Genomic DNA, 21733 nt, shown 5'->3' with positions numbered 1-21733 from the left:
CTATGGTGTCGATTAACGCTGCGGCGCGATCAGATCCTCGGCAATGCGGATCAGATCCTCTTTGGACAGCGGGCTATCCTGGTTATCCGACAAGGTGAAATTCAGACCGCGCTGTTCGTCCAGCCAGCCAAGACGATTTTTGCCCGCCTCCAGAGGCTGGCTTCCTTCGCCGGCCTGGATATAATAGGCTTCGACCCCGTTCACGGTCAGTTGTTCAGCCTTGTCCTGGCCGTTCTGCATCACCGTGAAGGAGGAGGACTTCGGATCGTACTTGGAGGCTGTAATCGTGACATAGTCCGTTCCTTTGGCATACCGGGCGAAGGTAAGTTTAAACTCAAGATCGGACGGATTCGGATTCAGCTTATGCGTAACCAGCTTGTCGCCTTCCGGAGCGGCCTCCGCCTTGCGGATCAGTTCATCGGTCAGCGCTTGATATTCCGCGCTGTTCGCGGCGGGGATGGCGAAGACCGGATAAACGTATCCGAGGTCGAATCGGTAGCCGTCCGGCAGATGAACGGGAGCATGAAAGAGCGGCGCCCCGGTCCGTTTCGCTTCTTCTTGCAGGCGGTCAAAGCTTGACACTTCGTTCTCTTTGTAGACAAAATCGATCTGACGGCTCGATGCGTCCCCGTCCTTTACATAATAAGCGGCGTATTCGCCGGGCTGCAGCCGGCTTTTCGCTTCTTCGCGGTAAGCCTCTTCGGCCCGCACACGCTGCTTGACATCGTCAGTGCTTGGGCTGGTGACGGCCGTGTTTAGGACGACATCGCCCTTGTTGTTGCGCAGCTCGAGATATTGGGAAGCGGCGTACCCGGACACGGCCGTGCCCAAAACCGCAATCGCGACGAGCGCGGGAGCCGCAATGCGGGGGCGAAGGCGCCTGGCGGCAGTCGGCCCGCTGCTCTCTTGCGAGCTCTGCCGAATCCGCGCCATCACCCGATCGGTGACATCGAAGGTCTGTACATTCAGAACATTTTGCGGCAGACGGTCCATGTTTCTCAGACTTTGTTCTTCAGAGCTGAAGGGTAATTTTGGCATTGAAGCTCCTCCTCCATGTGCAGCATCGTTTTTTTGAGCTTGGCTTTGGTTCGGGCGTATTGTTTTTTGACGGCATCCGGGCTTTTGTTGACGATGTCCCCGATTTCCTGGAACGACTTTTCTTCAAAAATGCGCAGCACCAGCAAATTGCGCTCTTCCACAGTCAGCTGATCAAGCGCCCGGCTGAGCGGTTCGCTGAAGAGCTGGCGGGTCATCACCTGCTCGGCGCTGTCCGCGGTCGTCGCGAACGGAAACAGGCACTGCTTGAATTTGCGCTGCAGATTTTGCCGCCGAATGAGATTCAGACAGTGACGGTAAGCCATTTTGTACAGCCAGGAGGAAAAGCTCACCCTCGGGGTGTACATGCCGATCTTTTGGTACGCATGAACCAAAATGTCCTGCACGGCGTCCTCGGCCTCCGCCTGGTTGCCCAGCAGCCGCCAGCAGTACACGTAAATAGGCCGCTGGAACATCTGCACGATCTGGGCGTATTCCTCGGTATGGCCCGCCTGCACCTGCTTGACCCGGTATTCGATGGTTTCGTCCAAAGCTTCGTTCACCCCCTCGCTTAGGCCGCAGTATACTTCTATAACACATGAAGGATGTCAAAAGGGACATCTGACGATATTCGTTTTTGGAATCAGGTTTAGTATAGATGATTTTGCAACGGAAGCGGGGTGGGATTTGTGGCCATTTGTATTGAGTTCGAGCTTGTCGAAGTGACCGGCACCTTGGCGAGATACCGGTACGGCTCGTGCCGGAGGGAGCTGGACGGCGTCTTCGAGGTCGATGTGCCCAAGCTCTTGTCAGGGGAGACGTCCAAAGACGCGCCGATGGATGAGGTCGTCCGGCTGCTGCCGTCCAAGCTGATGAGCCAGCCGATGGCGAACCGGGCGTTCGGCAAGATTTACAAATATTATTCGGCCAATGGCGAATATCCCGTCAAAGGCGGGTACTATGCATAATGGGTAGAAAAGAACCGCTCCCGATAGACAGGAGCGATTGAGGCTTGAACGTTTGCGTCATAGACGACGGAGAAGCCGTCAGATACAAGCAGCAGAGAGGAAGGGTATGGGGCGGAAAGTTGACGGGCCGCTTTTGAAGTCGTATTCCTACCGCATAATCGAAAAAAGAAATACGACTTGGGCAGCGGCTGGAGCCCCATACCCTTTCCCCTCCCGAGGCAGGCAGTATGGATTGGTGCTACATCTTTACAAGCGCGTCCGACATCACATTACTCGCTCTTCGGAGCATTCAATATCTTAATGCGCCCTTCCAGTTCCGGCGACAAGGTCGGATGCTTTTGCAAGTATTCGTAGAAAGCGTCCCGCAGATAGCTTTTTGTCTTCGAAAGCAGCTTCGTCTCGTCCTTCAGCATCGTGAATTTGTCGCCGCTGCCGGTCAGGAAGTCGTTGGCTGCGACCTTGTACATCTTCGTCTTGTCGATCGGCTTGCCGTCGATCATGACTTCGACAAGACGCGAGCCGGCCTCCTTGGAGGCGTCGAACGTGTAGGTCAAGCCGGATACCTGCAAAAATCCGCCGGCCGCGTCCGGATACCAGGAGAGGCTGTGCTCCAGCGCATCCCACACGGTCTGGCCGCTCGCTTCCACGACGACGACCGTGTTGTCGAAGGGCAGCGCCGCATACACCTGCTCCAGCGTAATGTCGCCTGCGGCGATGCTGGCCCGGATGCCGCCGCCATTCTGCAGCGCGATATCCGCGTCCGTCATCTCGCGCAGGCTGTCCGCCACCGCGTTACCGAGGTTCGATTCCTTGAACCGCACCGTCTGCCGCTCGCCGTCGAGCGCCACGCTTGTCTGGCCGACGACTTCCTTCATCTTGCCGTCCAGCTGGCTGCGGTAATCATCGATCACGGCAGTCACCGCCGGATCCTCCGGTAAATTTTCCGTCAAGAAAATATGGGCGAAGTTCAAGCCGAGCATTTGGCCGTCCATCATGTTCAGGTTGATCTGGTTGAGCACCTCGGCGTGCTTGCCGGGAGAGATCAGCCACGTATCGCCGATGATTTGCGGAAAAGCAACGACGTCTTGTCCGCCGCCGATTTCCACGTCGATGCCGCTGACCTTGGTCGGCAGCACCGGGTTGTCTCCGTGCAGATGAGCCAGCGCGATCACGACGTCCGCCTGGTCCTTCACGGCATCCACCGCTTGTCCCGCCGCTTCGAATTCATTGTTGAAGCTGATCCCCTCGACGTTCTTCGGATGCGTATAGTAGTGGCTTTCGTCATCGGTAACGCCGATAATCCCGATCTTGACGCCGTTCAATTCCTTAATGACATAGGGCCCAAAAATTCCGGCTGCGCGCCCTCGTAAAGCGTATTAGCCGACAGGAACGGGAACGAGGCTCGCTCCGCATTGCTCTCCAGAACGGGATAAGGAAAGTCGAAATCATGGTTGCCGAGCACCATCGCATCGTATTTCATCGCGTTCATGACATCGATCGTGGACTTGCCCTCGAACAGATTGCCGATATTGGTATTGTACGGAGCGTCGCCGGCGTCGACGAGCAGCGTATTCGGCTGGACCGCGCGCATGTCGTTCACGATTTGGCTCATGCGGGCCAGGCCGCCGATTTCACGCTTGCCTTCCCCCGGCTTGTAAGGCTCGAGATGAGAATGAATATCCGAGGTGGCGAACACAGTAATCACTTGAAAAAGTTTCTTCTTCATGTCTGGATGAGCAGCTCCTTCTAGTTGAAAGTAAGTATATGATCGATCGTCCCATAGCAGTGTTAGGGGAGCGTTAACTCGATATGAAGATTTGGCAAAGGGGCGCGCATCCTTCCGCAGGCGGGTATTATGCGTAAGCCAAAAAACCGCTCCCGTAACTAACAGGAGCGGCATCTTTTACGCCGTTTATGTCCCCCGAACGCCGTTCGGAGGCTTGGGCATTTTCGCGCCATAGGCGACGGAGAAGCCGTCTCCCGTTCGATTAGGCAGCGAAGGAGTGGAGACGATGCGGCCATTTTGCACCATAACCCCCCGTTGATTCGGTTGGCACCGTTCAAGAGGCGGCAATGCTGCGGAACGAGCCGCTTTTCGCTTTGTTGATCGCATAGCCCGACCAATTGGCCGATCTCCATCCCGGAGAAACGGTAGGATTGTTTCTTGCCTTAGAAGAACCCGGCTTGAGCAGAGAGAGTCCAGACCTGTTCCGTAAGCGTCGCATCAATCGTTCTACCGCCTTTCCTTCTTTTAGTTATATGAATATGCGACGAAAAGAGGAAAGGTTATAGACTCATAACATAGAGTCGCAATAAATAGGGACTAGCCTGACCATTTGGCGGCGATCCGCCAACTAAAATTTCAATGGGCCTTCGGCGCATCATTTGGTCATTTGATGTAAATACTCCATGACTTGATCACGCAGTTTCTTATCCGGCACGCCGACCCCGAAGATCTCGGCAAACCACAGGCCATCTACGGCTAATCTGACGACAGCGGAGCGTACGGGATCGATTCCGTCGGTTTCTATTTTCTTCTGCCAAAGGAAATAATCGTTACGATATAATCCGAGAAGCTCGGGATCGGTGAACAGCGAGGCGGTTAGCGCCGCATGCAGGTCCTCTTCTTTTTTATCGTCGTTGAAAGTGACATCAACATACGCGCGGCTCCACTTGCCGACTTCATGAGGGTCTTTGGCCGCTTTGGCCTCGAGCTCGGCATAAAACCGGTCGGATGATTCTTTAATCAACGCGATGATTAACGCCTGCTTGTTGGGGAAGTGATGAAGCAGGCCCCCTTTGCTGATGCCGGCTTCCTTGGCGACCGCCTCAAGCGTAAGCTTTTCGACCCCTTGACTCAAAATAATGGCCGAAGCTGCAGATAATATGATGCTGCGTTTTGATTTACGGCTCATGATATCACCACCTAATTCTCCGGTCGTTTTTGCGTTGAGCGCTTTGCCGAACCGCGAGCGCTGCAGGCTGGGCTTTCCCTGTTTGTCGCAGCCTTCGTTAAATAACTATACCGTCTGGACGGTTTATGTGTCAAATGTTATACTTTAGCCAAAACAGGGTAGCTTGCATCGACAGCGGCTGGAGGTTGTATGATAAAGGCACAGCATAACGCCGTTTGTCATGAACCTATTCATGTTATCGATTTCGCAGGGGCTACCTACAAGTAAAGGGGATGTTCGTATGGGCACAAAGCGGGAACGCTTGGAGACTTTTATTGAGCAGATTCGCGAGCAGGGGGTTATGAACGGCGTATTTTTGGCGGCGGAGCATGGGGAAGTGCTGCTGGAGCAGGCGATCGGGCTCGCCGACTTCCGTACCGGCCGGCCGCTGACCGTGGACTCGGTGTTTGAACTGGCTTCGCTGTCCAAGCCGATCACGGCTTTGGGCGTCGCGCTGCTGAGGCAGTCCGGCAAGATCGATTTCGACGAGCCGGTGGCGAAGTGGATTCCGGAGCTCCCTTATCCGGGGATAACGATCCGGCATTTGCTCGGGCATACGTCCGGGCTGCCGGATTATATGGAGCTGATGTTCGAGCATTGGGACCGCTCGGTCATTGCCACGAATCGGGATGTGCTCGATATGCTGATTCGGCATCGGCCGGAGCCGCTGTTCCCGCCCAATGAGGGATGGATGTACAGCAATACGGGATATGTCATCCTCGCTCTGCTGATCGAACGGGTATCCGGCCAGACGTTCGCCGACTGCTTGAAGGACCGCATCTTCGCGCCCCTCGGCATGAACCGGACGAGAGTGTACAACCGCCGCTGGAAAGAAGAGACGATCCCTGACTACGCCTACGGTTTTGTGTATTCGCTGGACGAGGGCGCTTATGTCTTGCCCGATACGGTCAAGGAGCTCGATTATGTACGGTATTTGGACGGCATTCAGGGCGACGGCACGGTGAACAGCAATCTGCACGATCTGCTGCGTCTGGATCGGGCCTTGTATTCGAACGATTTCCTGGATGCTTCTCTTCGCGAGGAGCTGTTCACTCCGGTGCGCAGGAACAGCGAACAACCCTTTGAGTACGGATTGGGATGGATCATTGAGCAAAAAGCCGGCATCGGCCGCATCGTCAGCCACAACGGAGGATGGCCGGGCTACGCTACCGTCATGAGACGTTATATGGATCAAGAGATGACGCTGATTGTGCTGCAAAATACGGAGAAAGATTTGCCATACAGCCAAAAGGTGATTGAAGCGTTGGAGCATATTTTGTGCGATGAGGATTACGAGCTGCCGCAGCCCCCGGCAGAGCGGATCATCGTCCAAGTCGATCCTTCCGTGTACGAGCGTTATGTCGGCGGATACACGTTGGGGAGCGACACGGAGGACGGGCAGAGCATGCGCGTGGAGGTGGCCGTGGAGGACGGACGGCTTTATTTGCTCCTCGATAACGGGATGTCGCTCGCCATGTATCCGCTGAACGAGAGCCGTTTTTTCATCCGGGAGGTAACGGCGGAGGTCGAATTTGTCCGGGGAGAGAACGGGGAAGCCCAGTATTTCATGTGGTACAGCGAGGAGGAGACGACACGGGCCGAACGGGAAGCCTGAGGCGGCGCAGCGGCGGCTCCGTCCATGTAATGTGAGCTCGACGATACAACGGGCAGGAGCTGCTGTCCGAATACGCCAGCCGGGCCCGGTCGGTGTGAATCGCCTCGGAATCGCCTCGACCGGCGCAGAGCGGCTTATAACGCATTCTATCACGGCAGCCGCTCTGCGATATCCCGCCAGTCTTCTATCTTCTGACCGCTTTTAGAAACGATGCCGCGGCCCATGCGAACCGCCTGCGCCGCGGCTTCGGTACTCGTCCAGCTTGCGGCGATCGTCGTACTGCTGCTGACAGGCGGCATTTCGGTCCACGCACATCATTTTCTCGGGGCCAGGCCACCGCTACACTTATCTCCCCCCCTGCGGCAGCGGCTGGATGCGGCAATTGTGAAACGCCGTGATTTTCCACTCTTCGTGCTGCTTCTCCACCACATTCGTATTGATGGATCCCCGGTCGCCTGTGTCCTTGGCAGGATCTGCAAGCTGCACCTCGCCAATGCGATGTACGATCGCCACTTCTGCGGTAAGAAAGCGCGGCTGAATATCGGAATCGGTACTCGCCGTCATGACAGAACCCTTCAGCAGTCCGCCCGTGCCGGAAGGCTTGGCCCTTATTTCGCCGCTGTTTCAGCCTATCTTGCAATCGACGCTCGATATCCTTTCACAGTACAACGAGCAGGAAATGCTTCTGATTCTTAATTTTATCCGGCAGTGCAACGAAATGATCTTGGCCCAGATGAATAAAATGAAGGGGCAAAACGATGCTTGAGGAAGGGGCCGAAAGCCCCGAAGCGGGGAATGGAACGGTTCCCTCTGTGTGGCGACAGACCCGAGCGCAGAGAGGTTAACGGACACGGGCGCTCTAATTTGCCTGAAAAGTAGCCATTTTAATTGGTAACGGACAGGATGGCCGCTACTAGCTCGAAAAAGAACGGATACGTGCCCATCCATGCTAAATAAGGTCTGTGGTGTCCGTAACATTTTGAAAACAGCCGATTTCACCAAAATAACGGCACCGGAGTCCGTCCCTCGCTTTACGGTTGTCCGGATTGTACTGCTGGCATCTTATCAGCTTATATCGAAAAGAACTTCCACGCTGTATCGTCAGGCGCCCGCTGATAAAGAGAACGCATGCATACGATCCCCCCGCTTACCGTATGGACAAGCTTAATGAACGGCCTGATCCGGCATAACCGAACAATGTGAATACAAAGTCATCATATCATAGTTTAAGGCGAACGGGGGGCTATTCCAAGCGAAAAAGTAAACGTCGTATACTCTCCCTCAACGCTGTGGGCATGAATCTCGCCGCCGAGCTGTTCGGTAATCGTCCTCGCGATGGACAGCCCCAGGCCGAAGCCGCCGGCGTCATGCGTTCTGGAGCGGTCCGCCCGGAAGAACCGGTCGAATACTTTCGGCAAATCGTCCGCGGCAATGCCCGGCCCGCTGTTCGTGATGGAAAACGCGGCTCGCCGCTTGGACTTGGTCAGCGACAGGTCAATGCGTCCGTTCGCATCCGCATACTTGATGGCGTTGTCCAGCAAAATCGCCACGACCTGCTTCGCCTTATCGGCGTCCCCGAGCGCGATAAGGCCGGGTTCGACGTGTTGGCGGAGCCGGATGTTTTTGTCCATGGCGAGCTTCTCCATCGATGCGACTGTCTCTTGCACGGCGGCGCTGAGATCAAACGGCTGTTTGCGAACCTCCAGCTGCGCGTCCTCGAGCTTGGCCAAGGTCAGAAGATCGTTCGCAAGCCGGGTCATGCGGTCTGTGCCGATTTTCAAATAACCGAGCCACTTGAGCTGGCTGCCTATCGTCTCTTCCTGATGGGCCATCAGGACATCGTAATTGGCGTTCATTATGGAAATCGGGGTTTTCAGCTCGTGGGAAGCGTCGGCGACGAACTGCTTTTGCTTCTCCCACGCCGCGGCGATCGGCTGAATAGCCCGGTTGGCAAAGAACAGGCTGGTGGCCAGCAAGATCAGAAGCATTCCCAGACCGACGGCCAGCAAAGTCATCAGCAGCTGGAACAAGGTGCGATAGGCGTCCGTCACATCGAGGAACATCAAGGAATATTTGTCCTCGAGCACGGTATATTGCTGTCCATCCCCGCGAATGACTTGATGGCTCATTGGCTTGACGGCATATCGCCACTTTCTTCCTTCCAAGGTAACTGCCTCATGGCTGTTCGGCTGGCTCCAGGCCAGCGCTGCCGCTTGGGCATAGACTTCATCCGGCATGTCGATGAATGAATTCACCGCGAGAATTCGGCCGCTGGCGTCTACCTCAATATCGAAGGAAACCGGCCCCTCCGACGACACATGGCGGACGAAGGCCGGCGGCTTTTCTGGATCCATTTCCGGAGGAATGTCGCCATCTTCGAGCGTGACCTGCTTGCTGCTTTGCGCGTTCAAGCGGTTTTGAATTTCTCCGTGAATGTTGCTGTAGGTCACGAAATAAACGACAGCGAACGCCGCAATCATCACCAGGGAAGTCATCGACATATTCAGGATGAGAAATTTGTTGCGCAGCTTCGTAAACATCGTCATTCCTCTTTCGCCGCCGAATGTAAAATATACCCCGCGCCCCGTATCGTCCGAATGGATACCCGGGATTCGACCTGAAGTAATTTTTTGCGCAGCAGGGAAACGTGGATCTCGACGTGGTTGTCTTCGGCGTCGGAATCGTACCCCCACAGCTTCTGGATAATCAACTCTTTGGATGTAATCATGCTTCTTCGCTTGATGAGCAGCTCCAGCAGCTGGGACTCCTTGGGCGACAACGACGTTTCTTTGCTGCCGCGGCGCAGCGTCTGGTCCAGCGGATGAAGCTCGACGTCGCCGTATTGGAGGATGCCGTCGGGCTGCAGCGGCGCTTGTCTTCGCCCCAATGCGCGCAGACGGGCCAGCAGCTCGTCGGTATGGAACGGCTTGGCCAAGTAATCGTCCGCACCGCTATCCAGGCCGTGCACTTTGTCGGCCGTCTCGCCTCTGGCCGTCAGCAGCAGAACCGGCGTCTCCATGCCGCTGCGGCGCAGCTCCTTGAGCACGCTGATGCCGTCCCGCTTGGGGAGCATCAGATCGAGCACAATAATGTCGTGGATGCCGGACAGCGCGGAATCGAGCCCGTCTTCGCCGTTGAATGCCAGATCGACGCAGTAGTTATGCTTTTTCAACACTTGAGCCACGGCCTCGGCCATATACTTCTCGTCTTCCACCAGTAAAATTCGCATGATGAGTCACCTTGTCCCCAGGTTTAACGCCTTGCAAGCAAGAGGCATCCGCGAACAAGGAGCGGGAATCGCCCCCTGTTCGCGGATGCTGTACGAAGCGTACCTGTCAATTATTGCGCGGTTCTGCTCGGAGCGGTTGCGCTCCATGTTTTGCCGCCGTCTGTGGAGTACGTTCTTACGCCGTTTTCCACTTTACTTAAAATGCCCTTTTCTGCCTCGTCGCCGGAGGGGACGCCTTGCCGGAAGGTCACCTTGCCGTCCTCGCCGACGGTCACCCCGTCAGGGGCCGTTTGGCTCCAGGTTTTGCCGTCGTCTGTGGAGTAGAGCGTCACGCCATTCTCCACTTTCACCCGCAAGCTTGACGCCGTCTGCTCCCCTGCTCCGGGAAGGCCGGCGTCGCCGCTGCCGTCGCCGCTGAGCGTCCAGGACGGTTCAGAGCCGTCCGGAGCCTGTTCGCTCCAGGTTTTGCCGTTGTCGGCGGAGTACAGGATCACGCCGTCCTCGACCTTGGTCAGCAAGCCGTAGGCCTGGCTGCCCTGGGGAGGTGTGCCGTTCGTGACGGTGAACATGCCGTTTTCCGACTTCACCGATACGCCGTCCGGCGCTTGGGCGCTCCACGTTTTTCCTCCGTCCGTGGAATAGCTGCTGACGCCGCCCTCCACCTTCACCAGCAGGGAAGAGCTCGTCGTTGCCGCATAAGCGGAACCGACGCCGACGGCGGCGATCAGCGCCCCGGCCGCCAGAAGAGCCGTCCATCTTTTGTTCGTCATGTCGAGTCCGGGAAGAAGCTTGCCTTTCATACTCATCATACCTCCAAAAATATCGTTTTTGTAAGCAGCTGCCTTACAATGGTCAGTATAATCCGCTTACCTTTAGAGAACCTTTAGAAGCGAATGGTATGATGCGGTTCCTTGTTGTTGTATACTAAAAAGAGCCTTCGCCGCTGCAACGGCAAAGACTCTTAGTGCATGAAAGGCTGATTATGGCATTTGATTTGCCAACGTTCTGCTAAATCTATGAGGAAAACCCAGTTTCACAGTTGACTTTCAATCTTCCTCAATCCAAAAGGAACAATTGGCTCGCATAAACCGTTCCCCCTCGATTTTAACCGAAACCTCCGTAATTTCGCTCATGATGCCGCGGCCGATTCGCTCTTTCCCAATAAACACACCGACGATTCTTTTTTCAATAGCAGCGGTATACAGCTCAATATCAGTGGTAAGCGGCTTGTAAAGCTTCGTCATAACATCAATCACCTCATTATTCATTGTAATTAACCTGAGCTACTCTTGCCAGAAAAGAAATTAGCCCTCCATCCTAATCGAAACAGTGGGCTCCCGGCCCCGGCATTTGAAAGTTTAAGAGAATTAATTCGCAGATTTGGGCTTCCGGAAGATTGTCTGCTGCTTTGGAAATGCACGTATAACTTGAGCCGATTTTTTCTGCCAGCTGATCCTGTGTCGGCCCTTGGCTAAGACGGCAGCGGCGGACGGCCGTGCCGACCACGGGATGTGAATCATATTTTCTACGGCAGGTATCCCCTGGGCCTGCTGTTCGTGATGCCGGGGTGCTTGAGGTATCGGCTATTGTCGCCCGGTTTTTTACGGTTTTTCTCCAAATTTTGTGACGTTCGCTCATCCACTGCCGTAGAAAAATGGTACAATATGCATAATGATGGATGGTCCTGTCGTAGGGGGGAGAACAGGAGTATGGAGATGAAGCGGAAAACCTTGGCGAAAGTCCTGAAATTCCTTTTTCCCGAGGTGCAGCTCATTCAGCTAGTTCGAGAGCAAGGTTTTTTTACCCGTGAAGAGAAAGCGGCTAGGCCGCAGACCTATACATACGATGAGCAAAGCTACAGTTATGGGAACAAAGGCGCAGGCCCGTATATGGAAGTCACCCGGAAGACGTCGCCTACGTCAACCTATACATACACTTATTACGAAGAGGTCTTGGACGATCCGCAGAAAATGAGTTCGTTTATGCGGGATTTTGCGAATATGCGGGACTTTATGAATATGCCGGGCTTTGCGAATTTGCAGGGCTTTACGGATAGGATGTCAAAAGACAGCCCGATCAGGGATCTGGATCACCTGTTCGGCGAAATAGAGATGAGAGTCAATCGCAAGGTGCTTGGCCAGCAGCCGTTCGTCAAAGACTTGGTCGCCAGCTTCAAGCAAGGCTTTATGGAGGGCCGCAAAGACAAGGCCCGCAACGTGATTTTGCTGGCTGGAGCCGCCGGCACCGGGAAGAAAACGGCGCTTCAATGCTTGCTTGATGAGATGAGCAGACTCCATCTGCTTCACATGCCGAAGTTGACGGAGATCGACCTCAGCCGATACAGCGAGGAGGAGGTGCGGAGCAATTTTATTAAAGATATGCACGACGCTTTTCAGGGCTGGGAGGGGGCAGTCGTATTCAGCGGGATGGAGAAGGCGGAATCGACGATTGTCGGGCTCGTCGGGCAACTGGCGGCGGAAGGCTCTTTCCGGACGAGCGAAGGCGTGAGCATTAGCGCGGACGATTTCTTTCTCGTCTTCTATATCGACGAACCGGCCGAAAGGGAGAGCGAATACGGCCGCATTCCCGCCTCGCTGACTAAGCGCATTCCGATGCCGATTCTGAAGGGCATCCGCGCCGCGGCGATCTCTTCGGCGCTGGATAAGGAGACGATGGAGCAGGTTGTCGAGAACTTGCTGGCAGGCGAGATGGAGAAGCTGTCGGCGAACATGCAGACGCCGATCACGGTTCGCGCCTCGGTCTATGAGGCACTGGCCCGCATTGCCACCGCGAACAAGACGTTCGGGGAAGCTGTCGAGCAGTGGGTCGAGCAGGAGCTGACTCCTCACCTGATGAACCTGCGCGCCCGCAACGAGATTCAACGCGGGGAGAGGGTCGTTATTAAGCACGAAGTCGATACATTCTACGCAGAGACGAGGCGGATCGAGGTGCCGATCAAGGCGCTGTCCTTCTCCCGCAAGGAATCGATCGAAGATGTGCTGAGAGAGCTGGATGCGCTGACGGGGCTGGAGCCTGTCAAAAAATTCGTTCGCGAGTTGCTGGAGACGGTGCGGGTGAACAGGATGCGGAGCCAAGAAGGCGGCCAATCGGTCGCGATGGCGCTGCATATGGTGTTCACGGGCAATCCCGGCACCGGCAAAACGACGGTCGCCCGCCTGATCGCCCGCATTCTGCATGCGCTCGGACTGCTCTCGCAAGGGCAGCTCGTCGAGGTGGCCAGGCAGGACCTTGTAGGCCAGTATATCGGTTCGACCGCGCCGAAGACGATGGCGAAGGTGAACGAAGCGCTGGGCGGGGTGCTGTTCATCGACGAAGCGTACACGCTGGCGCGCCAGGATCACGATACGTTCGGCCTGGAAGCGATCGACACGATCGTCAAGGCGATGGAGGATCACCGCGACAACTTGGTTGTCGTGCTGGCCGGATATACCCAGGAGATGGAGGTCTTCCTGCGGGCCAACCCGGGCCTTCGCTCGCGCTTCCCGTTCATCGTGGAATTCCCGGACTATACGCCGCAGGATATGCTGAATATTATGATGCAGATGGCAAGCAAGAACGGATTCCGCATCGAAGAGGAGGCCCATGAAGGGCTAACCGAGCTGTTCGGGCAGCGGCAAATTCCCGGACGCAACGATAGCGGCAATGGCCGGCTCGTCCGCAATTTGTTCGAGGAAGCCATCCGCAAGCAATCGATCCGTATCGCGCAGGCCGGGGAGACCAAGCCGGACTTGCAGCTGCTGGTCAAAGCCGATTTCGGCGTCGGCGAGAAGGAAGCCTTTAATCTGGAGAACGAGCTGGCAGCCATTGTCGGCCTCGATCAGGTGAAGACCTTCCTGCGGACGCTGGAGAAGCAGCTGATCGTGGATCGGAGGAGGAAGGAAGCCGGCATTCAGGTAAACACTGTCCAGACGCTCAACATGATCTTTACGGGCAACCCCGGCACAGGCAAAACGACGATGGCCCGCCTGCTCGCGGGCATGCTGCGGTCGATGGGGTATTTGAAGAAAGGCCAGCTGATCGAGGTCGACCGGTCGGATCTCGTCGGAGAATACATGGGCCATACGGCTACCAAGACGAAGCAGGTCGTCGAGTCGGCGCTGGGCGGCGTGCTGTTCATCGACGAGGCTTATGCGCTTGCGCAGGACGGGGGCCAAGGCGGAGGCTACGGCAAGGAAGCGATCGATACATTGGTTCGCCTGATCGAGCTGCACAAAGACAACCTGGTCGTCATCCTTGCCGGGTATACCGACGATATGCAGCGGTTTGTGCAGCTGAATCCGGGGATGTCTTCCCGGTTCCCGCTGCAGATCGAATTCCCGGATTACACCGCCGAGGAGATGCAGCAGATTGCCACGGTGATGGTCAAGGCGCGCGGCTTCACGCTGGCTCCTGACGTTCCGCCGCAGCTTGTCGCATACTTCAACGACAAGCAGATCCCGGGCAAAAAAGACGGCGGGAACGGCCGGCTTGTCCGCAATGTGCTGGAAGAGGCGATTCGCCGGCAGGCCGAGCGGCTGGCCGACCAGCCTTACGCGCCGGTCGACAAGCTGAACGAGCTGACTGCGGCGGATTTTGGCCTGGCCTCGCCGGATGCGGGCTTTGGCAGCGTATATTCGCGGGATTGGGCGCAAGCGCCGACGAGAGGGAGAGCGCTCGACGAGCTCGATACGATCATCGGCCTGACCTCGGTCAAGGAGTTCGTCCGCAGCATCTCCACCCAAATCGAGGTGGCAAAGCAGCGGGAGGAGCAGGGGCTGCCGCGGGCATCCGCCCAGACGCTGCATATGATCTTTAAAGGCAATCCAGGTACAGGCAAGACGACGATCGCCCGTATCTTGGCCAGGCGCTTCAAGGAATTGGGTGTCGTGAAGACCGACACCTTGATCGAGACGGACCGCTCCGGTCTGGTCGCCGGTTATGTCGGACAGACTGCGCTCAAGACGCGGGAGGTGATCGAGCGGGCGCTGGGCGGCATTTTATTCGTGGACGAGGCCTATGCGCTGGCCGAGGGGGATCAGTTCGGGCAGGAAGCGATCGATACGCTGGTCAAGGCGATGGACGATTACCGCGACCGGCTGATCGTCATTCTGGCCGGTTACGATGAGGATATGGAGCGGTTCCTTGACCGAAATGCGGGGCTCCGTTCCCGGTTCCCGAATATTATTACGTTCCCCGATTATACGGAATCGGAATTGCTGCAGATTGCGAAGCTGCAGCTAGGACAGCAAGGCTACAAGCTGGGGCTGGGAGCGGAAGGCAAGCTGCTCTCCATCTTCGGCCGCTATCGGGGAGACAAGACTGCAGGCAACGGGCGGCTCGTGCGCAATCTGGTCGAAAAGGCGATCCGCAACCATGCCGTACGCATTAGCGGGAAATCGTTTCCGACGACCGACGATTTGTCCAATTTGTTGCCTGAGGATTTTGAAGGGTAGGAGGGAGACATCTTGCAGGGCTTCAAGTGGATCTTCGCCATCTTTTATCATCCAATCATGATCTTATTCATTCTATTGACATTTCTACTTCCCTTGCTCATATTTGGGCAGTGGAATATGGCGCTTGACAGCGGGATTCCGTCAGACATCAATTGGCTCGCCTTCCTTAGCATTATCGCTTTCTGGGTTTATCTGGCCATGAGAAGCCGATTTCTGGGCAAGCTGTATCGTAAAATAACGATTTTGCTTCCCTTCATGCAGATGCTGCTGTACACCGGGATCGGTCTGGCCATCGGGCAAATATTCATTGACCAATGGGCTGAGCGCGAGGCGTATTCGAAGGACGGGGCGGCTTTGCTTGCCTTGTTGTCCTTCGCGGCGGTTCGCCTGCTGATGTCGCTGTTTTACTGGAAGTTTCCGTTAGCCCATCCAAAAGCGGAACATCAGCCTGTCGAAAAGGGGTGAGGACGAATTGTCAGACGATCGGCACCAAGGGGACCGGCATTTTGGCCCGATGGAGGGAGAAGGGCCAGGCAGCTCGAAGGGCCGCCGGAGCAGGGCTTTGGGCGAGCGGAATGAGACGCTCCAGCGGCGGTTTGCGATCAGCGCCAAAAACATTCATCGCAAGGCGATGGGGTTTACGGTTTTAGTCATTTTCGGTTCAATGTCTGGTTACGCTATATTCACACCAAGCCCAAACGATTCGGACGTCGGCGCAACCGGCATAGGCAAAGGCATGAAGATCGGCACCACATTTACTCAAAGCGAATCGCTTCAATGGCAGCCGAGAAATTTTGAGATTCCGATGAGAAAAGGCGTTTCCTCCAGCCGTATGCTCTTCTGGGCTAATGGAGTGATGAGTGGGAGTATCGTAACGGTGAAGGTGAATGGCCAGGCCATTGCGGAGAATCTGAACCTTTTCGCGACCAAGCCCAAGGTGCTGGAGGTTCCCGTGCCAGGCGTCGTCGAAGTCGTCGGCGTCAAGGACGGCGGAAGAGGGATTACCTACGCGGTCAAGCTGCCCGGAGCCGCCGAAGATAACGTCTACTTCAACACGACGTCGGAGGGCTCGTCGAACAGCTATACGCTCATTGCGCCGTAAGCGGACGGCGGGTTATCGATGCGGGCCGCGCCACGCACTCACGTATGATTGAACGAGGGGTTCAGACCGCGTAATCGCCCGGCTGAGCCGATTCATCCATAAGCAGGCGGCCCTGCCCGCATACGATGCGAAAAGAGCCGCTTGTTTGTTCTAGTGTGCAGCAAAACGAATGATAAAAAAATCGTTGACTTGTATGCAAGTATTCTAGTACAATGATAACTACGATGAAGCGTTTGCACAGGAGGGGGTGGACTTATGGATTTGCCGATCATTACCGGAAAGCGAGAGACGTTATCCGATCATGCCTACCGAGTGATTCGGGAAGCGATTGTGACTTTGCGCCTGCAGCCGGGACAACAGGTGTTCGAGGCCGAGCTTGGCCAATCGCTGGGCGTGAGCCGCACCCCGATACGCGAAGCTTTCCGGCGGTTGGTCGCCGAGGAACTGATCGAGGTGAAGCCGCAGCGCGGGGCGCAGATCACTTATATTTCCAGGAAGAAGATCGCCGAGGCCCGTTTCGTCCGGGTATGCCTGGAGGTGAGCGCCTTCAAGGAGGCGGCGAAACAGTGGGACCGGAACGCCCCGCGGTTTCAGAAGCTGGCGGAGCAGGTGCGGAGGATACTGGCCGATCAGAGGCGGGTGATTGCCGAAGAGAACGTCGATATGTTTTTTCAGCTCGACGAGCAATTCCATTACACCATTCTGGAGACGATCGGCAATGCCACATTAACCTCGATCATTAATCAAATGCGGGGCCATTTGAATCGCATGCGGTATTTGGAGCTGCGAGTTGAGAAGCATATGAAGAAGCTGGCGGCCGAGCACGAAGCGATCTTTGACGCCGTCGTATCGAACGATCCGGAACGGGCAGAGCAATTGCTGAGCGAGCATATCCGGTGGATCGAGTCGGGAATGGACGATATCGTCAAGCAGTATGCTCATTATTTTAAAGAATAGCAAGTGGTTAACTTTGGTGGGTCGCACAGGCGCCGAAAGCACGAGCAAATCCCCTTGTCATCAGTCGTCTCCCCGCGGTGTTGAAAATTTAGTCGGAGGGCACCGCCGAATTTTCAAGAGAGTCGGCAAATGTTGCATTTTTTGCAGGATTTGTCGCCTTATGCGCCCGGGGAGGGGCAGCGCTAACACGACTGTTCGAATGCTAACGCAGAGTTTGAACGCTGAGGTGGAGTTCGAACGCGAATGCGGGGTTCGGGGGCTGCCGGATCCCGATCCATGCCGTAGGCAAGGTTTTCTAAATTTTTTGATTGCGCTTACAAATACACTGTGATAGGGTAAATTTCGCTTAGGAGGACTGATGCTGCCGGATCTTGCATACTAGTGTATTTTAATGATGAGAGCAATTCCTTTCGTCATCGGTCGCCACCTTTGGTGTTGAAAAATTTGCCGAAGGACTTCGCCAAACTTTCAAGATAGATACGGAGTGAGGGACTGTGAAGGCCATACAAGTTTTTAAACCAGGACATCTTGAAATCATTGAGAAGGAAAAGCCGCGCATTACCCGGGGAGACGAGGTGCTGATCCGCGTCCGGATGGTCGGCATTTGCGGCTCGGATATGCATATTTATCACGGCACGTCGCCGGTGGCGACTTATCCGCGGGTTATCGGTCACGAAATGGTCGGGGAAGTGGCAGAGCTCGGCCCGGACGTCACCCGGCTGGCCGTCGGCGACAAGGTCGTCATGGAGCCGATCGAGTGGTGCGGCACATGCTACGCCTGCCGGTCCGGACGCAGAAACGTGTGCACGCAGCTTCAGGTATACGGGGTTCACAAGGACGGAGCGTATCAGGAATACATCGTCCTTCCCGAGCGGATTGTGCATAAAGTCGACGCCCGGCTCGATTGGCACGAGGCGGTGCTGGTCGAACCGTTCACGATCGGCGCGCAGGCGAACTGGCGGGGCGACGTAAGAGCCGGCGATGTCGTGTTCATCATGGGGGCGGGACCGATCGGCATCTGCGCTTTGCAGGTGGCGAAGATCCAAGGAGCGACCTGCATCATTTCGGATTTAAGCGACGACAAGCTGGCTTATGCCCGGTCGCTGGGCGCAGATTATACCCTGAATCCGCTAAAGGATGATGTCGTCAAGGAAATCGGGCGCATTACGGAAGGGATCGGCCCGAACGTCACGATCGATGCGGTATGCACGACCCGGACGTTCGAGCAGGCCGTCGAAATCACTTCCGTCGCCGGCAGAGTTGTCGTCCTCGGCTTCAGCGACGCCCCTTCGTCCATCGCTCAGCTGCATATCACCAAGAAAGAGCTGACCGTCGCCGGATCGCGGCTGCAGTCGAATCAGTTTGGCCAAGTCGTCGAATGGTTCAATAACGGAACGATTCAACCGGCTTCGTTCGTCTCGCACCGCTATGCGCTGGAGGATATTCATGAGGCGATCAAGCTGATCGAGACGTCTCCGAACGAGGTCCGCAAGGTCGTTCTGGAAGTGGGAGGGACATCGTCATGAGAATGGTATTCCGCTGGTACGGGGAAGGGAACGATCCGGTTCCCCTCCGCCATATCAAGCAAATTCCCGGCGTGGAAGGCATCGTATGGGCGCTGCACGATGTGCCGGCCGGGGAGGTATGGCCGCTCGATCGAATCCGGGAAGTGAAGAAACAGGCGGACGAGCACGGCTTTCATATCGAGGTCGTAGAGAGCGTGAACGTTCACGAGGACATCAAGCAGGGGCTGCCGACGAGAAATCGCTACATCGACAATTACAAACAGACGATCCGCAACTTGTCCCAGGTCGGCGTCAAGGTGATCTGCTACAATTTCATGCCTGTCTTCGACTGGGTAAGAACCGATCTGTTCAAAGAGCTGGAGGACGGCTCGACGGCGCTCTTTTACGAGAAAGCGAAGGTTGCGGACATGGACCCGAAGGAGCTCGTCGCCAAAATCGCGGGCAACCCCGACATGACGATGCCGGGCTGGGAGCCGGAGCGGCTGAAGCATTTGTCCGCGCTGTTCGACGCCTACAAGGACATAACGGAGGAGAAGCTGTGGGATAACCTGCGCTATTTCCTGGAGCAGATCGTCCCCGTGGCGGAGGAGCACGATATTCGCATGGCGATTCATCCGGACGACCCGCCGTGGCCGATCTTCGGACTGCCGCGCATCGTTACCGGCGCCGACAACCTGCGTCGGCTGCTGAAGCTGGTGGACAGCCCGTACAACGGCCTGACGCTGTGCAGCGGCTCTCTGGGGGCGAACCCGGCGAACGACATTCCGGCGATGGTCCGGGAGTTCGGGGATCGCATCGCCTTTGCTCATATCCGCAACATCCGGGTATACGACAACGGCGATTTTATCGAGACATCGCATCGCGAGCAGGACGGCACGGTGAACATGACCGATATCGTGAAAGCGTACCATGACATCGGCTTCAGCGGCTATGTGCGGCCGGATCACGGCAGGCATATTTTTGACGAGCAGTGCCGGCCGGGCTATGGGCTGTACGACAGGGCGCTCGGCATCATGTATCTGTGGGGGATTTGGGACTCGTTAGCGAAGCCGAGGAAGGGGGATCGGCATGCTGCCCATTAACGAAAACCTGAAAGGAAAGATCGCTGTCGTCACCGGCGGCGGAGGCGTGCTGTGCAGCGCGATGGCTGTGGAGCTGGGCCGCCAAGGCGTCAAGGTGGCGATATTGAACCGTACGGCCGAGAAGGGCGAGGCGGTCGCCGAAGCGATACGCAGCCGCGGCGGAGAAGCGATCGCGATCGGCTGCAATGTGCTGGACGCGGACAGTGTGAAGCAGGCGGAGCGCATCGTGTCGGAGACGTTCGGGCCCTGCGATATTCTCATTAACGGCGCGGGCGGAAACCATCCGAAGGGCATCACGACGAACGAAACGCTCAAGCTGGACGATCTCGCCAACAAGGAAATGACGACGTTCTTCGATTTGACCGACGAAGGCTTCAGCTACGTGTTTAACTTGAACATATTGGGTACCTTGATTCCGACCCAAGTTTTCACCAGGGGCATGATCGGCAGGCAGGGCGCGGTCGTGATCAACATGTCCTCGATGAGCGCGCCGTCCCCGATGACGAAGGTTCCCGCTTACAGCGCGGCCAAGGCGGGGATCGAAAATTTCACCCAATGGCTGGCTGTGCATATGGCAGAAGTGGGCATTCGCGTCAACGCCATCGCCCCGGGCTTCTTCCTGACTGAGCAGAACCGGCGTCTGCTCACCCATGAGGACGGTTCGTTAACGGAACGGTCGCATAAAATCATCACTCATACGCCGATGCGCCGTTTCGGCAAGCCCGAGGATCTGCTCGGCACGCTGCTGTGGCTGGCCGACGAGCAGATGTCTGGCTTCGTAACCGGCATCACGATCCCGGTGGACGGCGGCTTTATGGCCTATTCCGGCGTATAATATCCGTGAATATGGCATGGGCAAAAGACAAGGCATACCCGCGAGGTATGCCTTATTCCTTGCAAGCCCAACATTGGGGCGAGATGTATAAGATGCAAGCCGACTACTGCCTATGTACTATGAGCACCAGCGGCTTCTTTACCTTCAAAAATCGGACGTTTGCGAAGCGGCTTTGCCCCAGTATTCGCCATAGGCATCATGCTGCCCTCCGGACCAGGTAAGGATATAATTTCCGGCTCTCATGCCGTCAGGGTATCCTTCTTCCCAACTGCGCCAGTCCAGATTTCCGCCGCCTTCAATCGTTTTCGAGAAATACACCTTATCTGTATGTTCCAATGTAACATTGACCGAATGAGAGCTATAGTTTACCATATACAGCTTAAGGTGACCATAGCCCGGATTCATTGTAAAACTTCTTGTAGATGTGGACCTCTCATCGTTTATCTTGGATCCCCATTCCTTATCAACCTTTAAAGGAGTTATAATACCTTCTTGTCCCACTCTGCTAGGATTTACATTAACGCTACCACTCTCTTGTGCAAAAAAAACGGAAATTGATAAAGAACACACCACTGCGGTCGATAAAACGGCGGATACAAGTTTCTTTTTCATTTTTCAAAATAATCCTCCAAAAAGTGTAATATACTAATTGCAAGGATATAATACAACATTTGGAATTATATTTAAAGTACCTGAATCCGTGAAACTTCTCGCTTAAAAAACGAGAAAATTGAAGGAAATACGTATACGATGGAGAAAAAGTAGGATTATAGCCCAATTCTACTTTTCACCGTCGAGGTACATCTATGAAAATCCAATTTGTGCGATCCAAAGAGCTCATTCTAAGCACTCATGCGGGGCTGGCTACGGTCGGTGCCCTGCTTGCCCATACCAAGTTAACCAAACGATTGAACCATTCGGTGATCAAAGAGGTTGAACATCCGTTCCACTCTCACGCGGATGTGATGAAAAGCTAC

20 protein-coding genes are annotated in these 21733 nt (G+C 55.7%); 9 read left to right on the top strand and 11 right to left on the bottom strand.

The window, feature by feature from the left end; translation table 11 throughout:
- Positions 1-12 precede the first annotated feature (12 nt).
- On the bottom strand, positions 13-1038 hold the full coding sequence (locus F591_RS0113220; RefSeq protein ID WP_026326587.1) for a DUF4367 domain-containing protein: 1026 nt from the start codon (positions 1036-1038) through the stop codon (positions 13-15).
- Complete coding sequence (locus F591_RS0113215) at positions 999-1586, bottom strand: RNA polymerase sigma factor (protein WP_019535087.1); 588 nt, start codon at positions 1584-1586, stop codon at positions 999-1001. Before F591_RS0113215 ends, F591_RS0113220 begins: the two co-directional genes overlap by 40 nt.
- Positions 1587-1724: 138 nt before the next feature.
- Between F591_RS0113215 and F591_RS0113210 the strand changes: the two genes are divergently transcribed.
- Positions 1725-2003 (top strand): hypothetical protein, encoded by a 279-nt coding sequence (locus F591_RS0113210; protein ID WP_019535086.1) that lies wholly within the window; start codon positions 1725-1727, stop codon positions 2001-2003.
- A gap of 269 nt (positions 2004-2272) precedes the next feature.
- Here F591_RS0113210 and F591_RS0113205 read toward each other — a convergent pair whose 3' ends face one another.
- The 3 genes from F591_RS0113205 to F591_RS0113195 all read right to left on the bottom strand — a co-directional run bounded on the left by F591_RS0113205 (position 2273) and on the right by F591_RS0113195 (position 4918).
- Positions 2273-3325, bottom strand: a complete 1053-nt coding sequence (locus F591_RS0113205; RefSeq protein WP_019535085.1) for a bifunctional metallophosphatase/5'-nucleotidase — start codon at positions 3323-3325, stop codon at positions 2273-2275.
- Positions 3322-3729, bottom strand: coding sequence for a metallophosphoesterase (locus tag F591_RS0113200; protein WP_019535084.1), 408 nt, complete (start codon positions 3727-3729; stop codon positions 3322-3324). Before F591_RS0113200 ends, F591_RS0113205 begins: the two co-directional genes overlap by 4 nt.
- A 655-nt stretch (positions 3730-4384) precedes the next feature.
- Entirely contained in the window at positions 4385-4918 is a 534-nt protein-coding gene (locus F591_RS0113195) for a TetR/AcrR family transcriptional regulator (protein WP_019535083.1), read from the bottom strand.
- Positions 4919-5219: 301 nt separating this feature from the next.
- Here F591_RS0113195 and F591_RS0113190 point away from each other — a divergent pair, with 301 nt between their 5' ends.
- Positions 5220-6572: a serine hydrolase gene (locus tag F591_RS0113190; protein ID WP_245581037.1), complete on the top strand. Its 1353-nt coding sequence runs from the start codon at positions 5220-5222 to the stop codon at positions 6570-6572.
- Positions 6573-6917: 345 nt separating this feature from the next.
- On the opposite strand, the gene F591_RS28045 is transcribed toward F591_RS0113190, so the two are convergent.
- From F591_RS28045 to F591_RS0113155, 5 genes are all read right to left on the bottom strand, one after another.
- Positions 6918-7136, bottom strand: coding sequence for a hypothetical protein (locus F591_RS28045; RefSeq protein ID WP_019535080.1), 219 nt, complete (start codon positions 7134-7136; stop codon positions 6918-6920).
- A 662-nt stretch (positions 7137-7798) separates the two neighbouring features.
- A complete protein-coding gene (locus tag F591_RS0113170; protein WP_019535078.1) occupies positions 7799-9112 on the bottom strand; it encodes a sensor histidine kinase in 1314 nt (437 codons plus the stop codon).
- Between the two features lie 2 nt (positions 9113-9114).
- Entirely contained in the window at positions 9115-9801 is a 687-nt protein-coding gene (locus F591_RS0113165; RefSeq protein WP_019535077.1) for a response regulator transcription factor, read from the bottom strand.
- Between the two features lie 110 nt (positions 9802-9911).
- Positions 9912-10601, bottom strand: a complete 690-nt coding sequence (locus F591_RS29590; RefSeq protein WP_019535076.1) for a sialidase family protein — start codon at positions 10599-10601, stop codon at positions 9912-9914.
- 246 nt (positions 10602-10847) lie between these two features.
- Entirely contained in the window at positions 10848-11045 is a 198-nt protein-coding gene (locus F591_RS0113155) for a hypothetical protein (RefSeq protein WP_019535075.1), read from the bottom strand.
- Positions 11046-11516: 471 nt separating this feature from the next.
- On the opposite strand from F591_RS0113155, the gene F591_RS0113150 reads away from it, so the two are divergent.
- From F591_RS0113150 to F591_RS0113120, 7 genes are all read left to right on the top strand, one after another.
- Positions 11517-15254, top strand: coding sequence for an AAA family ATPase (locus F591_RS0113150; RefSeq protein WP_245581036.1), 3738 nt, complete (start codon positions 11517-11519; stop codon positions 15252-15254).
- A gap of 12 nt (positions 15255-15266) precedes the next feature.
- Positions 15267-15719, top strand: a complete 453-nt coding sequence (locus F591_RS28030) for a hypothetical protein (RefSeq protein WP_019535073.1) — start codon at positions 15267-15269, stop codon at positions 15717-15719.
- Between the two features lie 412 nt (positions 15720-16131).
- A complete protein-coding gene (locus F591_RS31990; protein ID WP_169445851.1) occupies positions 16132-16356 on the top strand; it encodes a hypothetical protein in 225 nt (74 codons plus the stop codon).
- A gap of 255 nt (positions 16357-16611) precedes the next feature.
- Entirely contained in the window at positions 16612-17313 is a 702-nt protein-coding gene (locus tag F591_RS0113135) for a GntR family transcriptional regulator (RefSeq protein WP_019535071.1), read from the top strand.
- Between the two features lie 494 nt (positions 17314-17807).
- Complete coding sequence (locus F591_RS0113130; RefSeq protein WP_019535070.1) at positions 17808-18839, top strand: zinc-binding alcohol dehydrogenase family protein; 1032 nt, start codon at positions 17808-17810, stop codon at positions 18837-18839.
- Entirely contained in the window at positions 18836-19921 is a 1086-nt protein-coding gene (gene uxuA, locus F591_RS0113125; protein WP_019535069.1) for a mannonate dehydratase, read from the top strand. The genes F591_RS0113130 and uxuA overlap by 4 nt, the downstream gene beginning before the upstream one ends.
- Positions 19908-20756, top strand: coding sequence for an SDR family oxidoreductase (locus F591_RS0113120; protein ID WP_019535068.1), 849 nt, complete (start codon positions 19908-19910; stop codon positions 20754-20756). Before uxuA ends, F591_RS0113120 begins: the two co-directional genes overlap by 14 nt.
- Positions 20757-20900: 144 nt before the next feature.
- Here F591_RS0113120 and F591_RS31415 read toward each other — a convergent pair whose 3' ends face one another.
- Complete coding sequence (locus F591_RS31415; RefSeq protein ID WP_156829551.1) at positions 20901-21368, bottom strand: hypothetical protein; 468 nt, start codon at positions 21366-21368, stop codon at positions 20901-20903.
- Between the last annotated feature and the right edge of the window lie 365 nt (positions 21369-21733).

It is taken from the genome of Paenibacillus ginsengihumi DSM 21568, from assembly GCF_000380965.1.
GTDB classification, from domain to species: domain Bacteria; phylum Bacillota; class Bacilli; order Paenibacillales; family NBRC-103111; genus Paenibacillus_G; species Paenibacillus_G ginsengihumi.
Note: the sequence above shows the minus strand (reverse complement) of the source record. Positions and strands in the feature narration are given on the sequence as shown.